Source organism: Frondihabitans sp. Leaf304 (assembly GCF_001423105.1).
Taxonomy (GTDB): domain Bacteria; phylum Actinomycetota; class Actinomycetes; order Actinomycetales; family Microbacteriaceae; genus Frondihabitans.
On record NZ_LMNV01000002.1, the window covers coordinates 1,381,846 to 1,398,527 of the forward strand.

At 68.5% G+C, this 16,682-nt stretch carries 13 protein-coding genes; 7 read left to right on the plus strand and 6 right to left on the minus strand.

Annotated features, from left to right (window positions below):
* Positions 1–88: 88 nt before the first annotated feature.
* Positions 89–1,114: a LacI family DNA-binding transcriptional regulator gene (locus ASF54_RS06175; protein ID WP_055959888.1), complete on the minus strand. Its 1,026-nt coding sequence runs from the start codon at positions 1,112–1,114 to the stop codon at positions 89–91.
* A gap of 150 nt (positions 1,115–1,264) precedes the next feature.
* Between ASF54_RS06175 and ASF54_RS06180 the strand changes: the two genes are divergently transcribed.
* Both ASF54_RS06180 and ASF54_RS06185 read left to right on the plus strand, forming a co-directional pair.
* Positions 1,265–1,477: a DUF1653 domain-containing protein gene (locus ASF54_RS06180; protein ID WP_055962187.1), complete on the plus strand. Its 213-nt coding sequence runs from the start codon at positions 1,265–1,267 to the stop codon at positions 1,475–1,477.
* Positions 1,478–1,639: 162 nt separating this feature from the next.
* Positions 1,640–2,104 carry an SUKH-4 family immunity protein gene (locus ASF54_RS06185; protein ID WP_055959891.1) on the plus strand — a complete coding sequence of 155 codons (465 nt, stop codon included), beginning with the start codon at positions 1,640–1,642 and terminating at the stop codon, positions 2,102–2,104.
* Between the two features lie 5 nt (positions 2,105–2,109).
* On the opposite strand, the gene ASF54_RS06190 is transcribed toward ASF54_RS06185, so the two are convergent.
* Positions 2,110–2,952, minus strand: coding sequence for a hypothetical protein (locus ASF54_RS06190; RefSeq protein ID WP_055959894.1), 843 nt, complete (start codon positions 2,950–2,952; stop codon positions 2,110–2,112).
* A gap of 72 nt (positions 2,953–3,024) precedes the next feature.
* Between ASF54_RS06190 and ASF54_RS06195 the strand changes: the two genes are divergently transcribed.
* The 4 genes from ASF54_RS06195 to ASF54_RS06210 all read left to right on the plus strand — a co-directional run bounded on the left by ASF54_RS06195 (position 3,025) and on the right by ASF54_RS06210 (position 6,907).
* Positions 3,025–3,789: a putative protein N(5)-glutamine methyltransferase gene (locus tag ASF54_RS06195; protein WP_055959897.1), complete on the plus strand. Its 765-nt coding sequence runs from the start codon at positions 3,025–3,027 to the stop codon at positions 3,787–3,789.
* Positions 3,790–3,822: 33 nt separating this feature from the next.
* Positions 3,823–4,131 carry an EthD family reductase gene (locus ASF54_RS06200; protein ID WP_055959900.1) on the plus strand — a complete coding sequence of 103 codons (309 nt, stop codon included), beginning with the start codon at positions 3,823–3,825 and terminating at the stop codon, positions 4,129–4,131.
* Positions 4,132–4,219: 88 nt separating this feature from the next.
* The gene (locus ASF54_RS06205) at positions 4,220–5,332 is read left to right on the plus strand and encodes an acyltransferase family protein (protein WP_055959903.1); all 1,113 of its coding nucleotides are present in this window, start codon (positions 4,220–4,222) and stop codon (positions 5,330–5,332) included.
* A 198-nt stretch (positions 5,333–5,530) separates the two neighbouring features.
* The gene (locus ASF54_RS06210; protein ID WP_055959905.1) at positions 5,531–6,907 is read left to right on the plus strand and encodes a polysaccharide biosynthesis tyrosine autokinase; all 1,377 of its coding nucleotides are present in this window, start codon (positions 5,531–5,533) and stop codon (positions 6,905–6,907) included.
* Positions 6,908–6,938: 31 nt separating this feature from the next.
* Here the strand turns inward: ASF54_RS06210 and ASF54_RS06215 are convergent, their stop codons facing one another.
* Positions 6,939–7,931, minus strand: coding sequence for a glycosyltransferase family 2 protein (locus tag ASF54_RS06215; protein ID WP_055959908.1), 993 nt, complete (start codon positions 7,929–7,931; stop codon positions 6,939–6,941).
* Positions 7,932–7,966: 35 nt separating this feature from the next.
* Between ASF54_RS06215 and ASF54_RS06220 the strand changes: the two genes are divergently transcribed.
* A complete protein-coding gene (locus ASF54_RS06220) occupies positions 7,967–8,896 on the plus strand; it encodes a glycosyltransferase (protein WP_055959911.1) in 930 nt (309 codons plus the stop codon).
* Here the strand turns inward: ASF54_RS06220 and ASF54_RS06225 are convergent.
* From ASF54_RS06225 to ASF54_RS06235, 3 genes are read right to left on the minus strand one after another with little or no spacing between them, the layout of a single operon-like run.
* The gene (locus ASF54_RS06225) at positions 8,876–10,246 is read right to left on the minus strand and encodes a lipopolysaccharide biosynthesis protein (RefSeq protein WP_233572997.1); all 1,371 of its coding nucleotides are present in this window, start codon (positions 10,244–10,246) and stop codon (positions 8,876–8,878) included. The genes ASF54_RS06220 and ASF54_RS06225 overlap by 21 nt on opposite strands.
* Positions 10,243–11,304 (minus strand): glycosyltransferase, encoded by a 1,062-nt coding sequence (locus ASF54_RS06230; protein WP_235480954.1) that lies wholly within the window; start codon positions 11,302–11,304, stop codon positions 10,243–10,245. Before ASF54_RS06230 ends, ASF54_RS06225 begins: the two co-directional genes overlap by 4 nt.
* The gene (locus ASF54_RS06235; RefSeq protein ID WP_055959915.1) at positions 11,301–16,532 is read right to left on the minus strand and encodes a PKD domain-containing protein; all 5,232 of its coding nucleotides are present in this window, start codon (positions 16,530–16,532) and stop codon (positions 11,301–11,303) included. The genes ASF54_RS06230 and ASF54_RS06235 overlap by 4 nt, the downstream gene beginning before the upstream one ends.
* Positions 16,533–16,682 lie beyond the last annotated feature (150 nt).

Consider the following 16,682-nt stretch of genomic DNA (forward strand, 5'->3'; position numbering starts at 1 on the left):
CGAAACGCGAGTGCCGCCAAATGCGGGCAGGGCGTCGCACCCGGCGGCAATTGGCGTCACTCGCGGCGGACTCGCGACGGGAACGACGCTAGGCCGGAGCGGGGCCGGTCGACTCGCGGACGACGAGCGCCGGCGCGGGAGCCGGAGCGGCCTGCACCGCTGGCGGCGCACCCTGGGGCACGAGCAGCGCCTCGACCGTCGACATGATCTGCCGGCCGAGCGCCGCGAAGTCTTGCCGCACCGTGGTGAGCGGCGGGATGTAGTGCGCGGCCTCGGGCACGTCGTCGAAGCCGACGATGCTGACCTGGTCGGGCACTCGGATCCTGCGCTCCGACAAAGCGTGCAGAATGCCGAGCGCCATCTGGTCGTTGGCGCAGAAGACAGCGGTGATCTCGCCGTGGTCGGCACGGTCGGCGAGATCGAGGCCGATGCGATAGCCGCTCTCGGGCGACCAGTCGCCGCGAACGACCGGGAGCGGTTCGACTCCGGCCGCGATGACGACATCGCGCCAGCCGCGCTCGCGCTCCCGGGCGTCGGTCCAGGTCGAGAGCCCGCCGACGTGGACGATGCGACGGTGGCCGAGCTCGACGAGGTGGCGGGTGGCGAGAACGGCTCCGGCGTACTGGTCGAGCGAGACGGAGACCAGGCCCTCACTCGCGGTCGAGTCGGCGGCGACCAGCGGCCGGCCGACGTCGACGGCCCGGATGGCGTCGATTCCCGCGGTGTCGGGAGCGATGAGCACGATCGCCTCGACGTTCTGGCCGAGGAGCGCATCGACGGCGCTCCGCATCCCGGCCGCGAACGTGGTGGAGTCGTCGGTGGGCAGGCTGGCGATCGACACCTGGTAACCGGCTTGCCGGGCAGCGCCGTCGAAGCCCTGCATGATGCTCGACGGGCCGAAGAGCGGGCCTCCGGTCGAGATGAGCCCGAGCGTGCGCGTCTTGCGGCTCGCCAGCGCTCGGGCGGCGGCGCTCGGCCGGTAGTTCAGCTTCGATACAGCCGCGTCGACGCGGGCTTTCGTCGCCGGTCGCACGGTCGGATCGCCGTTGACGACCCGCGAGACCGTCTGGTGCGAGACACCCGCCTCGGTCGCCACGTCGAAGATGTTCGCCACAGCGCCCGAGTCTAGAGGGGAGGATCCGTCAGCTGTCGTGCAATCCGCCGTCTGGCAGAACACCTGGCTCGCCGAGTGGCGCCGAATGCGCTCTCGACCCGGCCGCGCAGGGCATTCGGCGGCACTCGGCACACGGCTACCCTCAGTGAGATGACCGACGTGCACCCCGGCCGCTACCGCCACTTCAAGGGCAACGACTACGAGGTGATCCTCGTGGCCCGCGACACCGAGACCGAACAGCCGGTCGTCGTCTACCAGGCGCTCTACGGCGAGCGCGGCCACTGGGTGCGCTCGCTCGCCGACTTCACCGCGCGGGTCAGCCGCGACGGCTACGACGGGCCGAGGTTCGTCCGTATGGACTAGCGTAGGATCCGCGCCCACCGCCATCGACCACCGCGAGATGGCGCGATCTACCGCGATCTCGCCCCGCGCCCCGCGCCCGGCGATCAGGCGAGCTCGCGAGTCACGAGCGGCGAGCAGCGTGCAGCCCAGCGCAGCCGGGCACGAGCGCGCTACGCTCCGCAGATGGCAAGCGACGCACGGTTCGGCATCGAACTCTACGAGGATCCGACCGACCGCCAGACCGTCGACGGCGCGTCCGTCTTGATCGTCGGCCACGTGTGGAGCCCCGACGCCGAGCGCATCGTCGAGACTCCCGACGGCCGCGTGCTCATCATCGACCCGAGCGGACGTAACGCCACCGGGCTCAACCGCTCCCTGGCCGACACGGAGGCGTTCCTGGAGGCCTTTCGCGTCTTCTACCTCGGCGATCGGCCGCCCGTGCCTCCCCCGATGACGCGCGATGAGGCCCGCGCGCGACTGGCGGCCCTCCAGCGCGGTGAGACTCTCGCGCCGCCGGCCACTCCCGAACCGATCCCCCGCGACGAGCGCGTGCGTCGTCTGCGCCGGGCGCTCGACGAGAGGGACGCCCCCGCGGTCGCACCGGGAACATGGTGGGCGCGGATCCTCGCCCGGCCCGAATTCGACTAGCCCGCCTATTTGCCGACCGTCACGCTGATCTGTCCGCCGAACCACGAGATCGTGTAGTCATCGGTCATGTAGGTCAGACCGCCCTGGGCGAAGTCGCTCCGGGTGGCGCAGCTTGCCGAGGCGGAGCTGTCTTGCGCGGAGCGGACCCTCCCGGAGATGAGGAGGCAGAACCCTCCGTCGGGTTGTGCGGCGCGGGCCACGAAGACTTCGGCACTCGTTCCCGCTGCCGTGACCAGACGAGTCGACTTCGTCTCGAAGACGTCGTTGGCGTCGAATGAAAGCGGGTATTTGTCGGCCGCGGTAGCGCGACGCGCGAGTAGCGCGTCGGCGGCCTCCAGCGTCGTCTGCAGACTGTCGGAGCCGACAGCCGCATCTCCGGCGGCGAGACGCGAGGTCTCAGCCGGATCGCCGGTCGCCGGCAGCAGGTCGGACGTCGAGCCCGATTCTGTGGCCGGGTTGTCGACGGCTGCTTCGTTCTGACCGGCGAGAAAGTAGCCGTCGGCACTCAGAGCGAGCACGGCACCCACCCCGACACCCGCGCCGACGAGCAGCGCGAGGGCGGCGACGCCCGCGACCACGCCGCGCGAGAATCGGCGACGCGACACCTCGATAGGCGCCGAGTCGAGATCGGAGGGGGCGTCGGTGCGTTCGCTCGGCCCCGGGGGATCCTGCGCCTCCGAGACCGAAGGATCCGCGACACTCCCGCTCAGAGCAGCCGTCCGCTCCGCTGCCTCCCGCCGGGCCGCGCGCCGCTCGAGCCACTCGCGCTGGGCCGCTGTGCGCTCGTCGCCCGACGCCGCTCGGCCATAGGCCCTCGCGTCGAGAGCGCCCCGGTCGTCGTCAGCCATGCTCGAATCGTAACCGGGCCTCGCGCCACCGGCCCGGGGAGTGGCAGTCTTGCCGTGACGAAGGAGGTCGCCATGACGACCATCGTCGACGAACTCCGTCTGGCGGGCTGCGTCTTCGCCGAAGACGAGGCAGCGCTGCTCGTCGAGGCGGCCGCAGACCAGGCCGAGCTGCGACTCCTCGTCGCCGAGCGCGTCGCCGGGCGCCCAATCGAGTACGTGCTCGGCTGGGCCGAGTTCGCCGGTATCCGCGTGCACGTCACCGACGGCGTCTTCGTGCCTCGGCTGCGGACGGTGCTGCTGCTCAAGACCGCCCTCGAGACCGTGGCATCGATCGCGGCTCCGCGGATCCTCGAGCTCTGCTGCGGGTCGGCGGCCCTCGCCACCGCTCTCGAGAGAGCGCGCCCGGACGCGATCGTGCTGGCGAGCGACCTCGACCCGCGCGCCGTGGAGTGCGCGAGGCTCAACCTCGGCGACCCGGGCCGAGCCTTCGTCGGAGACCTCTACGACGCGGTGCCGCCCGAGCACGCGGGCCGCTTCGACGTGATAGTCGCCAATGCCCCGTACGTGCCGACCGGCGAGATCGCGTTCATGCCGCAGGAAGCGCGGCTGCACGAGGCGGCCATCGCCCTCGACGGCGGACCCGATGGCACGGCATTGCAGGCGCGGGTGGCCGAGGGCGCTAGCCGGAGGCTCGCGCCGGGCGGAACCCTCGTGGTCGAGACGAGCGTTCGGCAGGCCGACGCCACGTGCGCTCTGTTCGAGAGGGCGGGTCTGGTGCCGCGGATTCTTCGTGACGAGTCCCTGGACGCCACCGCAGTTGCCGGCGTACTTGTGTAGAAATCCGCGGTCACGACAATCGATTGGACCCTCATGCCCACGAAGATCACCTTCATCTACGACAACCCCACCGACCCCGAGGCGTTCGAGGCCGGTTACGCCGACTCGCTCACCAAGGCGAAGGCACTCCCCGGCATCACGAAGGTCGAGACCAGCAAGGTCTGGCCCAAGGAGGACGGAAGCGAGACGCCGGCCTACCGTTCGGTCGACCTCTACTTCGCCGACTACGACTCGGCCAGTGCTGCTGTGGCGACCGAAGAGGCCGGCGCGCTGTTCCCCGGTGTGTTCGAGCTCGCGACCGGTGGCGTCCGGATCCTGTTCTCGGACATCGAAGAGGGCTAGGGCCGCATCCTGAAGTGAGCCCGCCCGCCTCGAAAACTGGCGGAGCGGGCATCCTGGCTCTACGCTCAGGGCAAGGTCGGATACCCGAATGTCCAGCCGAACCCGAAAGGCCATCGTGTCGTCTACTGCCACGAGCCCGCGCGCAGCCAAGGATCGAGTCCCCTGGATCGATACTGGTCGCGGCATCGCGATCCTGCTCGTCACCCTCTACCACTCGACGAGCTGGCTCCTGAGCGCGGGCTTCCACGTGCAGTGGTGGATCACTGTCGACGAGACTCTTGCGTCGTTGCGTATGCCCTTGTTCTTCACGCTCTCCGGCCTCTTCGCCCCCAAGTGGATCCGTGCGTCGTGGTCTGATCTGCTCCGGTCGAAGGTGCTCCTGTTCGTCTGGGTCTTCCTTATCTGGGAGACCATCGGCGCTCTCTTCTTCCAGCTCGGGCTGGTGACACAGGGCAAGTGCTGCGGCGTTCGCGACACGGTCGTCGGGCTCTTGCTGTCGCCGATCATGCCGATCTACGAGCTCTGGTTCATCTGGGCGCTGGCTCTCTTCTTCATCATCGCCCGCGCCACCCGCGGAGTTGACGTCCGGCTGCAGATCGGAGTAGCCGCAGCCGCGGCCTTCATCGCCCTGATGGGGTGGGACGGCATCAACGACGGCTGGGAGGGTGTCTTCAAGTACTACCTTTTCTTTATCTCGGGCATCTACCTGCGCTCCTGGATCCTCTGGTTTGGCAACACCTCGAGGCGGGGCATTCTCGTCGCGGCTTTCGGCGTCTGGGCTGCCATCTCAGTTACCGTCGCCCTGTTTGGTCTCACTCACGTTCCGGGTGTCTATTTCGTCAACTCGATCGTCGGAGTTCTAGGAGGCATCGCGCTCAGCCGGTTGCTGACTCCGGTCTCGTTCCTGGCGCGAATAGGTCGTCAGACCCTGCCGATCTACCTGGCGCACACGCCGGTCATCCTGGTCTTTGTCTTCGTCATCCATCAGACGCCGTTGCTCGGGCCTCTGCTCCCATTCGCGCCCATCGTCCCACCCCTGATCGCAACAGTGGCCGTCGCGATCGCTTTGTTCGTGTACCGCCTCGCCGCTCTCACTCGGGCTCGGTACCTGTACGAGCCACCGCCCGTCCTCCTCGGGAGTCGTCCCCGCCATCCCGCCTCTGCTGTTCGCCCCGGTGCCGCCTCGGAGGACGTACGTTGAGGGTGAGGACCCCGCGGACTGGGGTGCCCCTTGAGCCGGCACCGGGCTCGCAGGTACTCCCCGCCACCCCGTAGGCTGAGCGGAACCGTCGCGGTCCGTGCTGTTGCCCGCACTCGCCGCGGTCGCCGAAGGCCCGGAAGCCCGAATCTTCCGCCCATTGATGTCGGCCCACCCTGATCAGGAACGGAATCTCTGTCGATGGACCCGAACGACTACTGGAAAGCACTCCGCAAGAGCTGGATCGTCATCGTCGCGCTGACGATCGTCGGCGGGCTCCTCGGAATCGGCTATACCGCCACTCTCGCCGACTCGTACCGGGCCGAGACGAGCCTCTTCGTGGCGTCGAGCACGAATTCGAACGGCAGCGACCTCTCACAGGGCTCCACGTTCGCTCAGAACGTCGTGCAGTCTTACGCGGGTCTCGCCACGACGTCGGCCGTGCTGACGCCGGTCATCGCCGACCTGAACCTCGACACGACACCGACCCGCCTCGCTCGGCAGATCACCGCGCAGACGCCGCTCAACACCGTCTTCGTCAACATCTCGGTCACCGACGGCTCGGCCCAGAACGCGACGAACATCGCCAACGCCGTGGCCCGCTCGCTCCGCACGGTCGCGACCGACCTCGCTCCGACGTCGACGACCGGACGGTCGCCCATCGCGATCTCCATCGTCGCTCCCGCACTCGTGCCGCAGAACCCCGCCGGCCCGAACCGCCACTTGATCACGATCACCGCCGCCGCGATCGGTTTCGCGCTCGGCATCCTCTACTCGATCGGTCGGCTCCTCTTCGATACCCGCCTCCGCACGGCTGACGACATCGAGTCGATCTCGGAAGTCCCGGTCGTCGGCGCCGTGCGCCGAGGTCCTCACGGGCGCATCGCGCTTCGGGACGACCCAGAGGGCGCCCAGGCCGAAGACTTCCGCCGTATCGGCGCCACCCTGCGTTTCGCGGGCAATGGGCGCGCAGTCCGCTCGGTCACGCTGACCGCGGCGTCGCACGGCGAGCAGGGCCCCGAAGTCGCTCTCGATCTCGCCCTGGCGACGTCCGAACGATCTCTCCGAGTGCTCGTGATCGACGCCGACCTCCGAGCACCGTCGCTGGACCACCTCACCGCCGAAGGCGCCGGATTCGGCCTCACCGACGTCCTCGATGGGGCTGCCTCGTTGGTCGACGCCACTCGCCCGTGGGCGGACGGCGTCGATCTGCTGGTCGCAGGGAGCGGCCATTCCAACCCGCACTTCGCACTCGGTTCGACGGCAATGGCTCAACTCGTCCAGACGGCGACCGCGGCCTATGACTTCGTCATCGTGCAGGCCGCCTCGGTGCTCGACTTCGCGGATGCCCTCACGCTCTCCCACCTCACGGACGGCACCCTCGTGACCGTGCGGACCCAGACGACCAACCGTCGACAACTCCACGAGGGCTTGGCCGCTCTCGACGGAGTCAAGGCGAGCGTGATCGGCATCGTGCTCACCGAGGCGAGACTCGACGGACGCCGTAACTCGACTTCCGGCTCCCGTTCGCTGACGCCCGCGACGTCGGCCGCCTCCGCACCGAGCGTGGGTCGCTGACCAGGCCGGTGGCCGAGTGACGACGACCCCGCTACTTCGCCCGGCGGTACTCCTGGTACCGGTAGCCCCAGGCGCCGCCGAGCATCCCCGCGCCGCGAGCCAGAGTGCGGACGCCCTTGGCCCGCTGGGCGACGGAACCGAGAAGAGTACCGCGAAGGATCCTTGCGACCCCGCCGAGAACCCGGACGAGCCCGCGCGCCGTCAGTCGAGCTCGCACCCGACCTCGTGCCAGGGCCCCCGGCGCCAACATCACCGACGTCAGGCTCCACCCGTTTCCACTCGAGAAGGCGCGCAGTACCACCCAGCGCCGGGTGAGCCGCGCCGGCGGTACGACGTCGGTGACCAGCGCCTCCGCGCACCAGAGCATGAGGCCGCCTCGCGCGACGATCTGTCGAGTGAAGAGCGTGTCTTCGCCGCCGTGGACCGCCAGCTCGGCATCGAACCGGAGACCTTCGCGCCGGATGAACGCGAGATCGAGGAGCAGGTTGTTCGTCGCCGCGACCTCGACCGCGGTCCCGGTCGGGAGGCGACGCCGAACGAAGAACTCGCCGGCCGTGATCCACGGATCGGGCTCGTGGGCGAAGGCCGACACCACCGGGCCGACGACGGCGGCGGCATCCCGTTCTCGCTGAAGCGCGAGGAGATCGGCGAGCCAGGTCGCCGACGGACGCTCGTCGTCGTCGATGAACACCAGCAGGTCGAATTCACTCGATTCGGCGAGAGCACGGTTGCGGGCGACGGCGATACCGGGCTCGGTCTCGGAGACGTAGTCGATGCGCACGCCCCGCTGATCGGCAGCGGCCCCAGCCAGCGTGACGGCATCACGAGCGGAAGCGGCCGGATCGTTGTCGACCACGAGCACGCGAGCCGTCGCCTGCCCCGATACCGAGGCAGCCTGCTCGACGAGAGCCGGCAGGATCGCGCCCAGGTCGTCCGGGCGCCGGAACGTCAGCACCGCGATCGTGAGCGTCGGAGTGGTCGTGCCCGAAGAGGGCGTGCTGGAAACGGTCGTCACACTGCCCATTATCGCGGTCTCGGCCGCACCAGCGGAGGAACCCTATGAGCTCGTTCGAGGATCTGTCCATCGTGGTCGTGAACTACGGCTCGAGCGACCTGCTTCGGGTCAACCTCGCTCCGCTCAGTCGCGCGGTCGACGGGGTGAGGGTCGTCGTGGTCGACAACTTCTCGACGATTGCCGAACGCGACGTGATGACCGAACTCGCCGAGGAGGAGGGCTGGGACCTCCTGACACCCGCAAGCAACCACGGCTTCGGCGGAGGGATGAACCGGGGCGTGGCACGGGCGGCGGAGCTCGGCGCGCGCTTTCATCTGCTCGTCAACCCCGACGCGGTCGTCGACGAGCGCGCACTCGGGGCGCTGCACGCTGCGGTGCGGGACGACCCAGAGACGATGGCGGCTCCGCGGATCCTGCGCCCCGACGGGTCCCTGTGGTTCGGGGGCTCCGACCTCTACCTCGATGACGGCAGGATCCGGTCGTCCCGTCGACGCACCGACCCGCAGGCGCGACTGCGCCCCTGGCTGAGCGGCGCCTGCCTCGTGGTCTCCGACGACCTCTGGCGGCGAGCCGGCGGCTTCGACGAGGACTACTTTCTCTACTGGGAAGACGTCGACCTGTCGCAGCGCGTCGTCGACGCGGGCGGGCGCCTCGCCGTGCTCGACGACGTCACCGTCGTCCACGCCGAGGGAGGAACGCAGAAGGGCGGCGGCCACGTCGAGTCGGGCGAAGCCAAGAGCGCCACCTACTACTTCCACAACATCCGCAACCGGCTGCTCTACGCGACGAAGCACCTATCCGACGCCGACCTGCGGGCGTGGCAGGCCGTCTCGAGGAAGGTCGCCTGGGAGATCCTGCTCCAGGGCGGCAGGCGCCAGTTCCTCACCTCGCCGCAGACTCTCGTCGTCGGATGGCGGGCGCATCGCGCCGGGCTCCGGCTCGTCGACGCCGAACTAGCGCGTCGCGGCCTCTGATGTCTCGTCGACGGGAGCGGCGCGCTGCTCGGCTCGACGCCGGGCGAGGTCCTTCGAGACGTACCAGAGGTTCGGGATGATCTGCAGCAGCAGCACGGTCAGGGCCGAGCCGATGATGGGCCCGGCAGCGCCGAACGGAGCGATGAGCAGCCACGACACACCGAGGTTGAGCGGGATCATCGCGAGGCTCGGCACGACCTGGAACTTGAGGCCCGCCTTGTCGGTCATGTACATGCCGATCGGATACTTCGCGGCCTGCAGGGCGACGTAGGCGACGAACGACACCAGCAGGATCGGCGAGAGCTGGATCCTGCCGCCCGCGATGAAGTGAACGAGCCACGGCGAGAGAAGCGCCAGCGCTCCCCCGACGACGAGCCCACCTCCTAAGAACCAGAACGTCGGCTTCGTCGGCGACGCGATCCGGCCCGCAGCCCGGTGGCCCGCATAGATCGGCCACAGCGCGACGCCGGCCGCGGCGATGGTCTGGAGCACCAGGCCGAACAGCTGCGACGAGAGGTTGTACTCGGCGAGATCCTGCGACGTGCCGACGTGGCTCAGCAGGATGCGGTCGGTCTGGAACGCGATCGGCTGCGCGAGCGTCTGCACGAGCATGGGCCACGCGAGGCCGAGGACCGCGACGCCGCGATAGGCGCGGACGCGGAAGATCAGCCGGAACGCCTGCCCGATCTGGGGCGACAGCGCTCGAGCGGCGATCCAGAGGCACAGGACCGAGAGGAGGGCGTTGCCGATGTAGGAGACGACCGACAGAAACGTGCCGGCCGGGATCATCAGCAGGGCGAGCGCGCCGATGACGAGCAGCATGAACGGGGCGACGATCGCCTGGCTCGCCACCTGCACGTTGGTCTTCTTCAACCCGACCAGGATCCGCTGACCGACCGTGAGCGGCACCGCGATCCCGAAGATCACGAGACAGAGGCCAGCCGTCAGATTGCCGCCGGGCATCAGGCCCGAGCCGAGCAGGGTCGGCCACCAGCCGAAGACGGTGATGACGGTCGCGACGACGATCATGATGCCGCCCGAGACCATCAGGATGCGGAGCGCGGTCACGATAGTCCGCCGGACCACGTCGTCCGTTCGAGGCGACCTCGAGCCGGCCACCTCGTTGATGACGACGGCCGCGATTCCCAGGTCGGCGAAGGGGAGCAACGTCGGAAAACTCGACAGCAGCCCGTACTGGGCGTACGCCTCCGTGCCGAACGACTGCAGGATGACCCGGCTTGTCAGGATGCCGAGAACGCCGGAGAGGCCCATCACGAAGATTTTGATCATCGCGGTGGAGCCGACCTGGCGCATTCCGCCGGAACGGACCGGGGTGTCGGTCTTGGTCACTGTTCGACGCCCGAACGACGGCCGGAACGGAGAACCGCCACCGCACGGCGGTACGCCGCGACGTGCCGCTCGCCTGCATCGCGCCAATCCCGCGCCGCGAGATCGGGGTGGGAGTCGGCGGGGCGCGGATCATGAAGTGCCGTGACGATGTCGTCCGTCGACAGGTCGCCCTCGTAGCGGTGGACCCAGCCGGGGCCGACCTCGGCGGCGAGACGCTCGGTCACCGCGTTCTGCGGCACGAGGACGGGGCGATCCAGCGACAGGGCCGTCAAGACGCCCCCGGAGTTGTGCATCTCGCGGTAGGGCAGGACGACGAGCTCGGAGCGGCGCACGCTCTCGACCAGAGCGGCCTCGTCGAGGAACCGCAGATCGAGACTGACGCGCGCGTCGTCGTCCGCGAGACCCCGCAGGTGCTCGGCCAGCTCATCGGTGCTGGGCTTGCCGGCCACGTGGAGGCTGGCCGCACCGGGCACGGAGCGGAACACCTCGACGAGTCGCTCCACGCCCTTGTAGCGGCGGATGAGCCCGACGAAGCCGATGCGGCCGGGAAGGGCGTCCGGTTTGTCGAACCGCTCGAACCAGTCGCGGTAGTGGCCGTGCGGGATGAGCTCGGATGCCTGCCCCGATGGGGTCGGGGTCTCGTCGTTCAAGCGGATCCAGAGAGTGGTCCGCCGCTCGATCAACGCCAGCAGCGCGACCTCGCGGCGCGAGATGCCCGACGGGCGCTCGAGATTGTGCAGCGTGCGGACGATGGGGGTGCGCGTCACGGCGAGCTTGGCCACGAGCGCCACAGTGAGCGCCTGTCGGACGAGCTTCTTCACCGGGCTCTGGCCCGAGACGAGAATCTCGGGCCAGTGCACGTGGAAGACGTCGCTGCGAGTCAGCAGGGCCGACTTCCAGGAGAAGGTGCGGAGGGTCACACCCGGCTGCGCCGACACCGCGTCACCGAGCATCACCAGGTACGGGTTCGTCGTCGGCCGAGGCCGGGGAAAGGACTGCTGCACGATGAACGCGCTGCCCTTCCCCCGGCCCCGGCGACTGGAGACGGTCGAACTCACGGCTTGAAGCCGCTCAACTGCTGGAAGCTCACCACCTGAGCACCGTTGGTGGCGCTCCCGGATTCGTAGGCGAGGACCCCGACGTCACCGGCGGTCTGCAGAGTTGCCGACGAATCGGTGGCGCTGACCGTCCAGGCGGTTGGCTCCGCGGTGCCCGTGGCCCACACTTTGGCGCGGACCAGGGTCGGACTGGTTCCGGTGACCTGCACCCGCATGCTCAGCGAGCTTCCCGCCGAGACCGTCACCGGGACGGGTGTGTCCTTCGTGAGGGCGATCGCCGTGGCCGAGTTCGGGAAGGCGCTCAGGCCGACCGTCGCCGTGCCGTTGCTCAGCAGTCGCACTGCCGCCCGGTACTCGTTGTTCGTCGAGATCTTGCGCCCGATGGCCGAGATGTAGGTTCCGCCGCCGGTCGCCGCCTTGTCGAGACTGAACTGGAGTCGGTAGTCCGTGTCGGTCTGCTTGACGGAGGCGAGCTCCGCACCGGCTTGCGCACCGGGTCCGCTGAGCGACACCTTACCGGCGCCACCCGAGACCGAGAGAGCCGAAGCCGACCCGATCCGGGTCCATGCGCCACCCACGTCGGCGGTACCGAAGCCGTTGCTGACCGTGCGGCCGAAGGCATCGAGAGCGAACGGAACTGCCGCGGGAGCCGTCACGGTGACCGTGGCGGTCTTCGTGGTGGTGGCGCCCTTGTCGTCCGTCACCTTGAGCGAGACCGTATAGGTGCCGGCCGTCGAGTAGGTGTGACTCGTCGTCTTCCCGGTGTCTGTCGCGCCGTCACCGAAGTTCCAGGCGTACGAGGCGATGCTGCCGTCGGCGTCGGTCGACCCGCTGCCGTCGAGCGCGACCTTGAGGTCGGTCACCGTCGAGGTGAAGGCCGCGACCGGCGGCTGGTTGACTGCCGGGGCCGTGATCGTCACGTTCTGCGTCTGCACGGCAGTGGCTCCGGAGTCGTCCGTCACGGTCAGCTTGACCGCGTACGCGCCGGACGCCGTGTACGTGTGACTCGTCTTCGGCGTCGTGGTGGTCGACGTCGCCGTGCCGTCGCCGAAGCTCCAGCCGTACGAGACGACCGTGCCGTCGGGATCGCTCGACGTGGACCCGTCGACGCTGAGACCGAGACCCGAGGCCGACGACGTGAACGAGGCTGTCGGCGCGACATTCGGCGCCTTGTCCACGGTCACGGTCTTCGTCGAGACGCCGGTGGCGCCCTGATTGTCGGTCACCGTCAGCGTCACCGTGTAGGTGCCGGCCGACTGGTAGGTGTGCGTCGCCGTCTTGCCCGTGGCGGCCTTGGTGTCGCCGAAGTCCCAGGCGTAGGAGGCGACGGTGCCGTCGGAGTCACTCGACGTCGCGGCATCGGCCGAGAGGACGAGAGCGTTCGAGCTCGTGGAGAACGCAGCGGTCGGCGGCACGTTGGCGGGCGGAGCGACCGTGACGGTCTTGCTGGTCGTTCCGCTGGCTCCCTCGTTGTCTTTCACCGTCAGGGTGACGGTGTAGGTGCCCGCCGCGATGTACGTGTGGCTGGCGGTCGCCGTGGCCGCCGACGATCCGTCGCCGAAGTCCCAGGCGTACGACGAGATGCTGCCATCCGAGTCGGTGGAGGCGGCACCGCTCACGCTCACGCCGAGGTTCGTCGTGGTCGCTGTGAAGGCAGCCGTCGGCGGGGCGTTGACGCGCGGAGCCGTGACGGTGACCGAGGAGGTCGACGTCGACGACAGCCCCTCGTTGTCGGTCACGGTCAGCTTGACGGAGTAGGTGCCCGCCTGGGTGTAGGCGTGGGTCACGGTCTTCCCCGTGCCTGTCTGCCCGTCACCGAAGTCCCAGGCAGAGGAGGCGACGGACCCGTCGGAGTCGGAGGACGCCGACGCGTCGAACGCTGCCGAGAGGTCGGTGGTCGTCGAGGTGAAGGAGGCCGTGGGCGCGACGTTGACTCGCGGCGCCGTCACCGTCACCTGACCGGTCGACGTTCCGACCGCTCCCTTGTCGTCGGTCACCGTGAGGGTGACCGTGTACGTGCCGGCCTTGTCGTAGGTGTGCGCAGGCGTCTTGCCGGTGCCCGAGGCGTTGTCGCCGAAGTCCCAGGCGTAGCTCGCCACGGTCCCGTCGGTGTCAGCCGAGGCCGAGGCATCGAACGAGGCCGAGAGGTCTTTCACCGAGGAGGTGAACGACGACGTCGGCGCGACGTTGACGGTGCCGGCACCCAGAGCGTAGTGGTCGCTCACCGTGGCGGCCGAGAGGGCCCGACTGTAGATGGACACCTCGTCGATGGATCCGGCGAAGTAGGCGCTCGAGGAGCCCCACGTGGTGTCGCCGCCGATCTTCCAGTACCCCGTGTAGGCCTGGGCGTTCGGGGTCGGGTTCGTGCCCTGGAGCACTCCGTCGACGTACAGCTTGAGGCCGTCCGACGACTGCGATGCGACGACCTGGTGCCAGGTGCCGTCGTTGTAGGAGCCCGGGGTCGTGATCGTGTTCGTCTGACCCGTGTAGGTGCCGAAGACGAGCTGACCGTTGTCCTGCATGTAGACGTGCCGGTCGTACGAACCCGACTGTCCCGTCTGGCTGGAGCCGAAGCCGACGATCTTGCCGCCCGACGTCGTGGTCGTCTTGAACCACGATTCGATCGTGTAGACCTCGGGGTCGTTGAACGACTGCGAGCTATTGACCTGACCGCTCGAGCCGTCGAACGTCGCCGCCGTGTCGGAGACTCCCGAGAGAGCGCCCTTAGTGCCCTGCGTCACGCCACCGGCATAGCTGCCGGATGCACCCGAGAGGCTCGAGTCCTTCGCTGTGGAGGCGCCCGCGGAGTCACCGAGGCGGTAGTAGAGGTACGGGTCGTCGGTAAAGACCCGGCTGCCGTAGTTGTCGCTCGGAGCCGAGTTGAGCTGTGAGGCGTAGCCGGCCGCGACGTACTGGTTGTTCGCCTGCGTCTGCGTCAGAGCCGTCGGGTAGACCGACACGTCGTCGATCGAGCCGTTGAGGAAGTTCGCTCCGGACCACGACGAGTCGCCGCCGACTCTCCAGTAGCCGCTGTAGTCCTGGGCGCTCGTCACGTCGCTGCGGGTGCCGACACGCTTGCCGTCGACGAAGAGTTGCATTCCCGAGCTGCTGAGCGTGCCGACCAGCTGGTGCCACGCGCCGTCATTCAGGGCCGAGGGGCTCGTGAGGGTCTGCGTGTTGCCGTTGTAGACGCCGAAGTTCACCTTGCCGGACTGGTCCATGTAGAGGTGGCGGTCGTACGACGACGACGTGCCGGTGGGCGAGTTGCCGAAGCCGACGATCTTGCCGCCGTCGGTCGACGTGGTCTTGACCCACGCCTCGACCGAGAACGTCTGAGGGCCGGCGACGGCCGTCCGGGTCGCGGCGAGACCGTTGCCCGTGCCATCGAAGGTCGACGCGGTGTCACCGTCGACGGTTGCTCCCGTTGCGCCGCGAGACACTCCGGATCCTGCCGTCATGTCGTTGTAGCCGGCGGCGTCGAAGACCGTGGTGCCGCTGGCCTCGTCGAAGCGCCAGAACGACGACGCACCCTGCGCGAGGACGGTGTTGGTGTAGGTCGAGGGCTGCTTCGACGAGACCGTCACGGAGACGCCGTCACCGAGAACGGTGTTGCCGTCCGGATCGGTGGCGCGGAGGCGGTAGCTGTACGTGGCCCCCGGGGTGAGCCCGGTGTCGGTGAAGCCCATCGCAGGCTTGTTCCAGACCGACGAGTCGGCCTTGACCTTGTAGATCGGAGTGGTCTGGTTGTTATCGCGGTAGAGCTCGTACGACAGCAACGAGTTGTCGGGGTCGGAGTTGGCGGGCCAACTCAGGCGAACTGAACCGGACGAGAGCGAGATGCCGCTCGGCACGAATGTCGCGCCGCTTGCCTGCGGGCCCATCTTCTTGGGGGCGACCGACGGAACGGCGAAGCGGGCGAGGCCCTGCTGACGGACGCCGTTGACGGTCGTGAACTCACCGCCGTAGACGACGTACTTCGAGTTGGCCGCAACACTCCAGGGGCCCTGAGTCTTGCCGGTGAAGGTGCCCGTGTTGAACTCGGGGTACCAGTTGAGCAGCGACGGGGCGGGGTTACCGGCCCAGTTGTAGTAGCCGTAGGGGTCAGCGGTCACCGTCTGCGTCGCGTCCTTGGAGAACGCGATGGCGCGGTGGAACGTCCAGTTCGACTGCGGGTCGGTCTGGGGGAAGCCGCCGATGTTGCCGCAGTAGTGCGGGTGGCCCGCGACATACTCGGCATTGTCGGTCACGGCGACGCTGTAGGTGTCGCCGTGGCAGTCCTCGACCCAGGCCAGGTTGCCCGTTGCCCAGTCGGCACGGAACGAGCCCTCGAGTGTGCCCGGGCCGAAGGTGTAGCCGGAGCCGTAGACGCCGCTCGCGTCGCTGGTCAGCGAGGTGATCGCCGCCTGCGTGCCCGCGTTCCTGACGACGTTGTTGGATGCCCAGGGCTGGAGCGCACCCGTCGCGTCGACTGCGCCGAGACCGTAACCGGGGTTCGATGAGCCGTTGAGCGTGGTGAAGCTTCCGCCGATGACGAGCTTCTGCCCATCCGGTGAGACGGCGAGCGCGTTGACGTCGCCCCCGTCCGCGGAGGCTGTGAAAGGCACGTTCTTGCCGGCCGACGTCAGAGCCGCCACCTTGTTGTGGGTTTCCTTGTTGACGGTCGAGAACACGCCGCCGACGTAGACGGTGGAACCGGACGTGACGATCGCGTTGACGGTCGAGTTCAGAGTCGGCGCAAAACCGCTCACCACCGCGCCCGTGGTGGGATCGAGCGCGACGACGCGGTACGCGTTCGAGCCGTTGACGGTGGTGAACGAACCGCCGACATAGAGGCGAGAGCCGTCCGGCGAGGCCGTTACCGCTCGGACCTGGCCGTTGAGCACGGGCGCGAACGAGGAGTTCAGCACACCGGTGGTGAGGTTGTATGAGAGCAGATACGACCGCGCAACCGTGTTCGCACCAGCGGCAGACCCGGCCGGCTGAGCCGTCGTGAAGTTTCCGCCCGCGTAGACGTTGTTGCCGACGATGGTCTGCGACCACACGACGCCGTTGATCTGCGGCGTCGGCAGGGAATCCGCGGTCACGGTGGTCGGAGTCTTCGGGTCCGCCGGGTTCGTGGGCGCCGTGTCCGCGTGCGCGGGGGCTGCCAGGGCGAAACTGCTCAGGACGATGACGGCGGCGGCGGCGATGCTGGCAACGCGCAGGCGCGGCGGCACGGATTGCTCCATGGAGGCCTCTAACACTTCGGGTAAGCCGTGGGGTCGGGTTTCCCACGTGTGATCTGCGTGAGTTTCGGGTTCACGACTGCCGCGAGTTTCGGGTTCACAGCAGTAAATCGACTATAGGTGACCCCCGCTCGGGTTACATACCCCCAAATA

Bases quoted from the DNA above. Each gene is read 5' to 3' on its own strand.
- ASF54_RS06200 (WP_055959900.1), top strand. From the start codon at position 3,823: ATGCCCACGAAGATCACCTTCATCTACGACAACCCCACCGACCCCGAG.
- ASF54_RS06180 (WP_055962187.1), top strand. From the start codon at position 1,265: ATGACCGACGTGCACCCCGGCCGCTACCGCCACTTCAAGGGCAACGAC.
- ASF54_RS06215 (WP_055959908.1), bottom strand. From the start codon at position 7,931: ATGGGCAGTGTGACGACCGTTTCCAGCACGCCCTCTTCGGGCACGACC.
- ASF54_RS06210 (WP_055959905.1), top strand. From the start codon at position 5,531: ATGGACCCGAACGACTACTGGAAAGCACTCCGCAAGAGCTGGATCGTC.
- ASF54_RS06195 (WP_055959897.1), top strand. From the start codon at position 3,025: ATGACGACCATCGTCGACGAACTCCGTCTGGCGGGCTGCGTCTTCGCC.
- ASF54_RS06185 (WP_055959891.1), top strand. From the start codon at position 1,640: ATGGCAAGCGACGCACGGTTCGGCATCGAACTCTACGAGGATCCGACC.
- ASF54_RS06220 (WP_055959911.1), top strand. From the start codon at position 7,967: ATGAGCTCGTTCGAGGATCTGTCCATCGTGGTCGTGAACTACGGCTCG.
- ASF54_RS06190 (WP_055959894.1), bottom strand. From the start codon at position 2,952: ATGGCTGACGACGACCGGGGCGCTCTCGACGCGAGGGCCTATGGCCGA.
- ASF54_RS06235 (WP_055959915.1), bottom strand. From the start codon at position 16,532: ATGGAGCAATCCGTGCCGCCGCGCCTGCGCGTTGCCAGCATCGCCGCC.
- ASF54_RS06205 (WP_055959903.1), top strand. From the start codon at position 4,220: ATGTCCAGCCGAACCCGAAAGGCCATCGTGTCGTCTACTGCCACGAGC.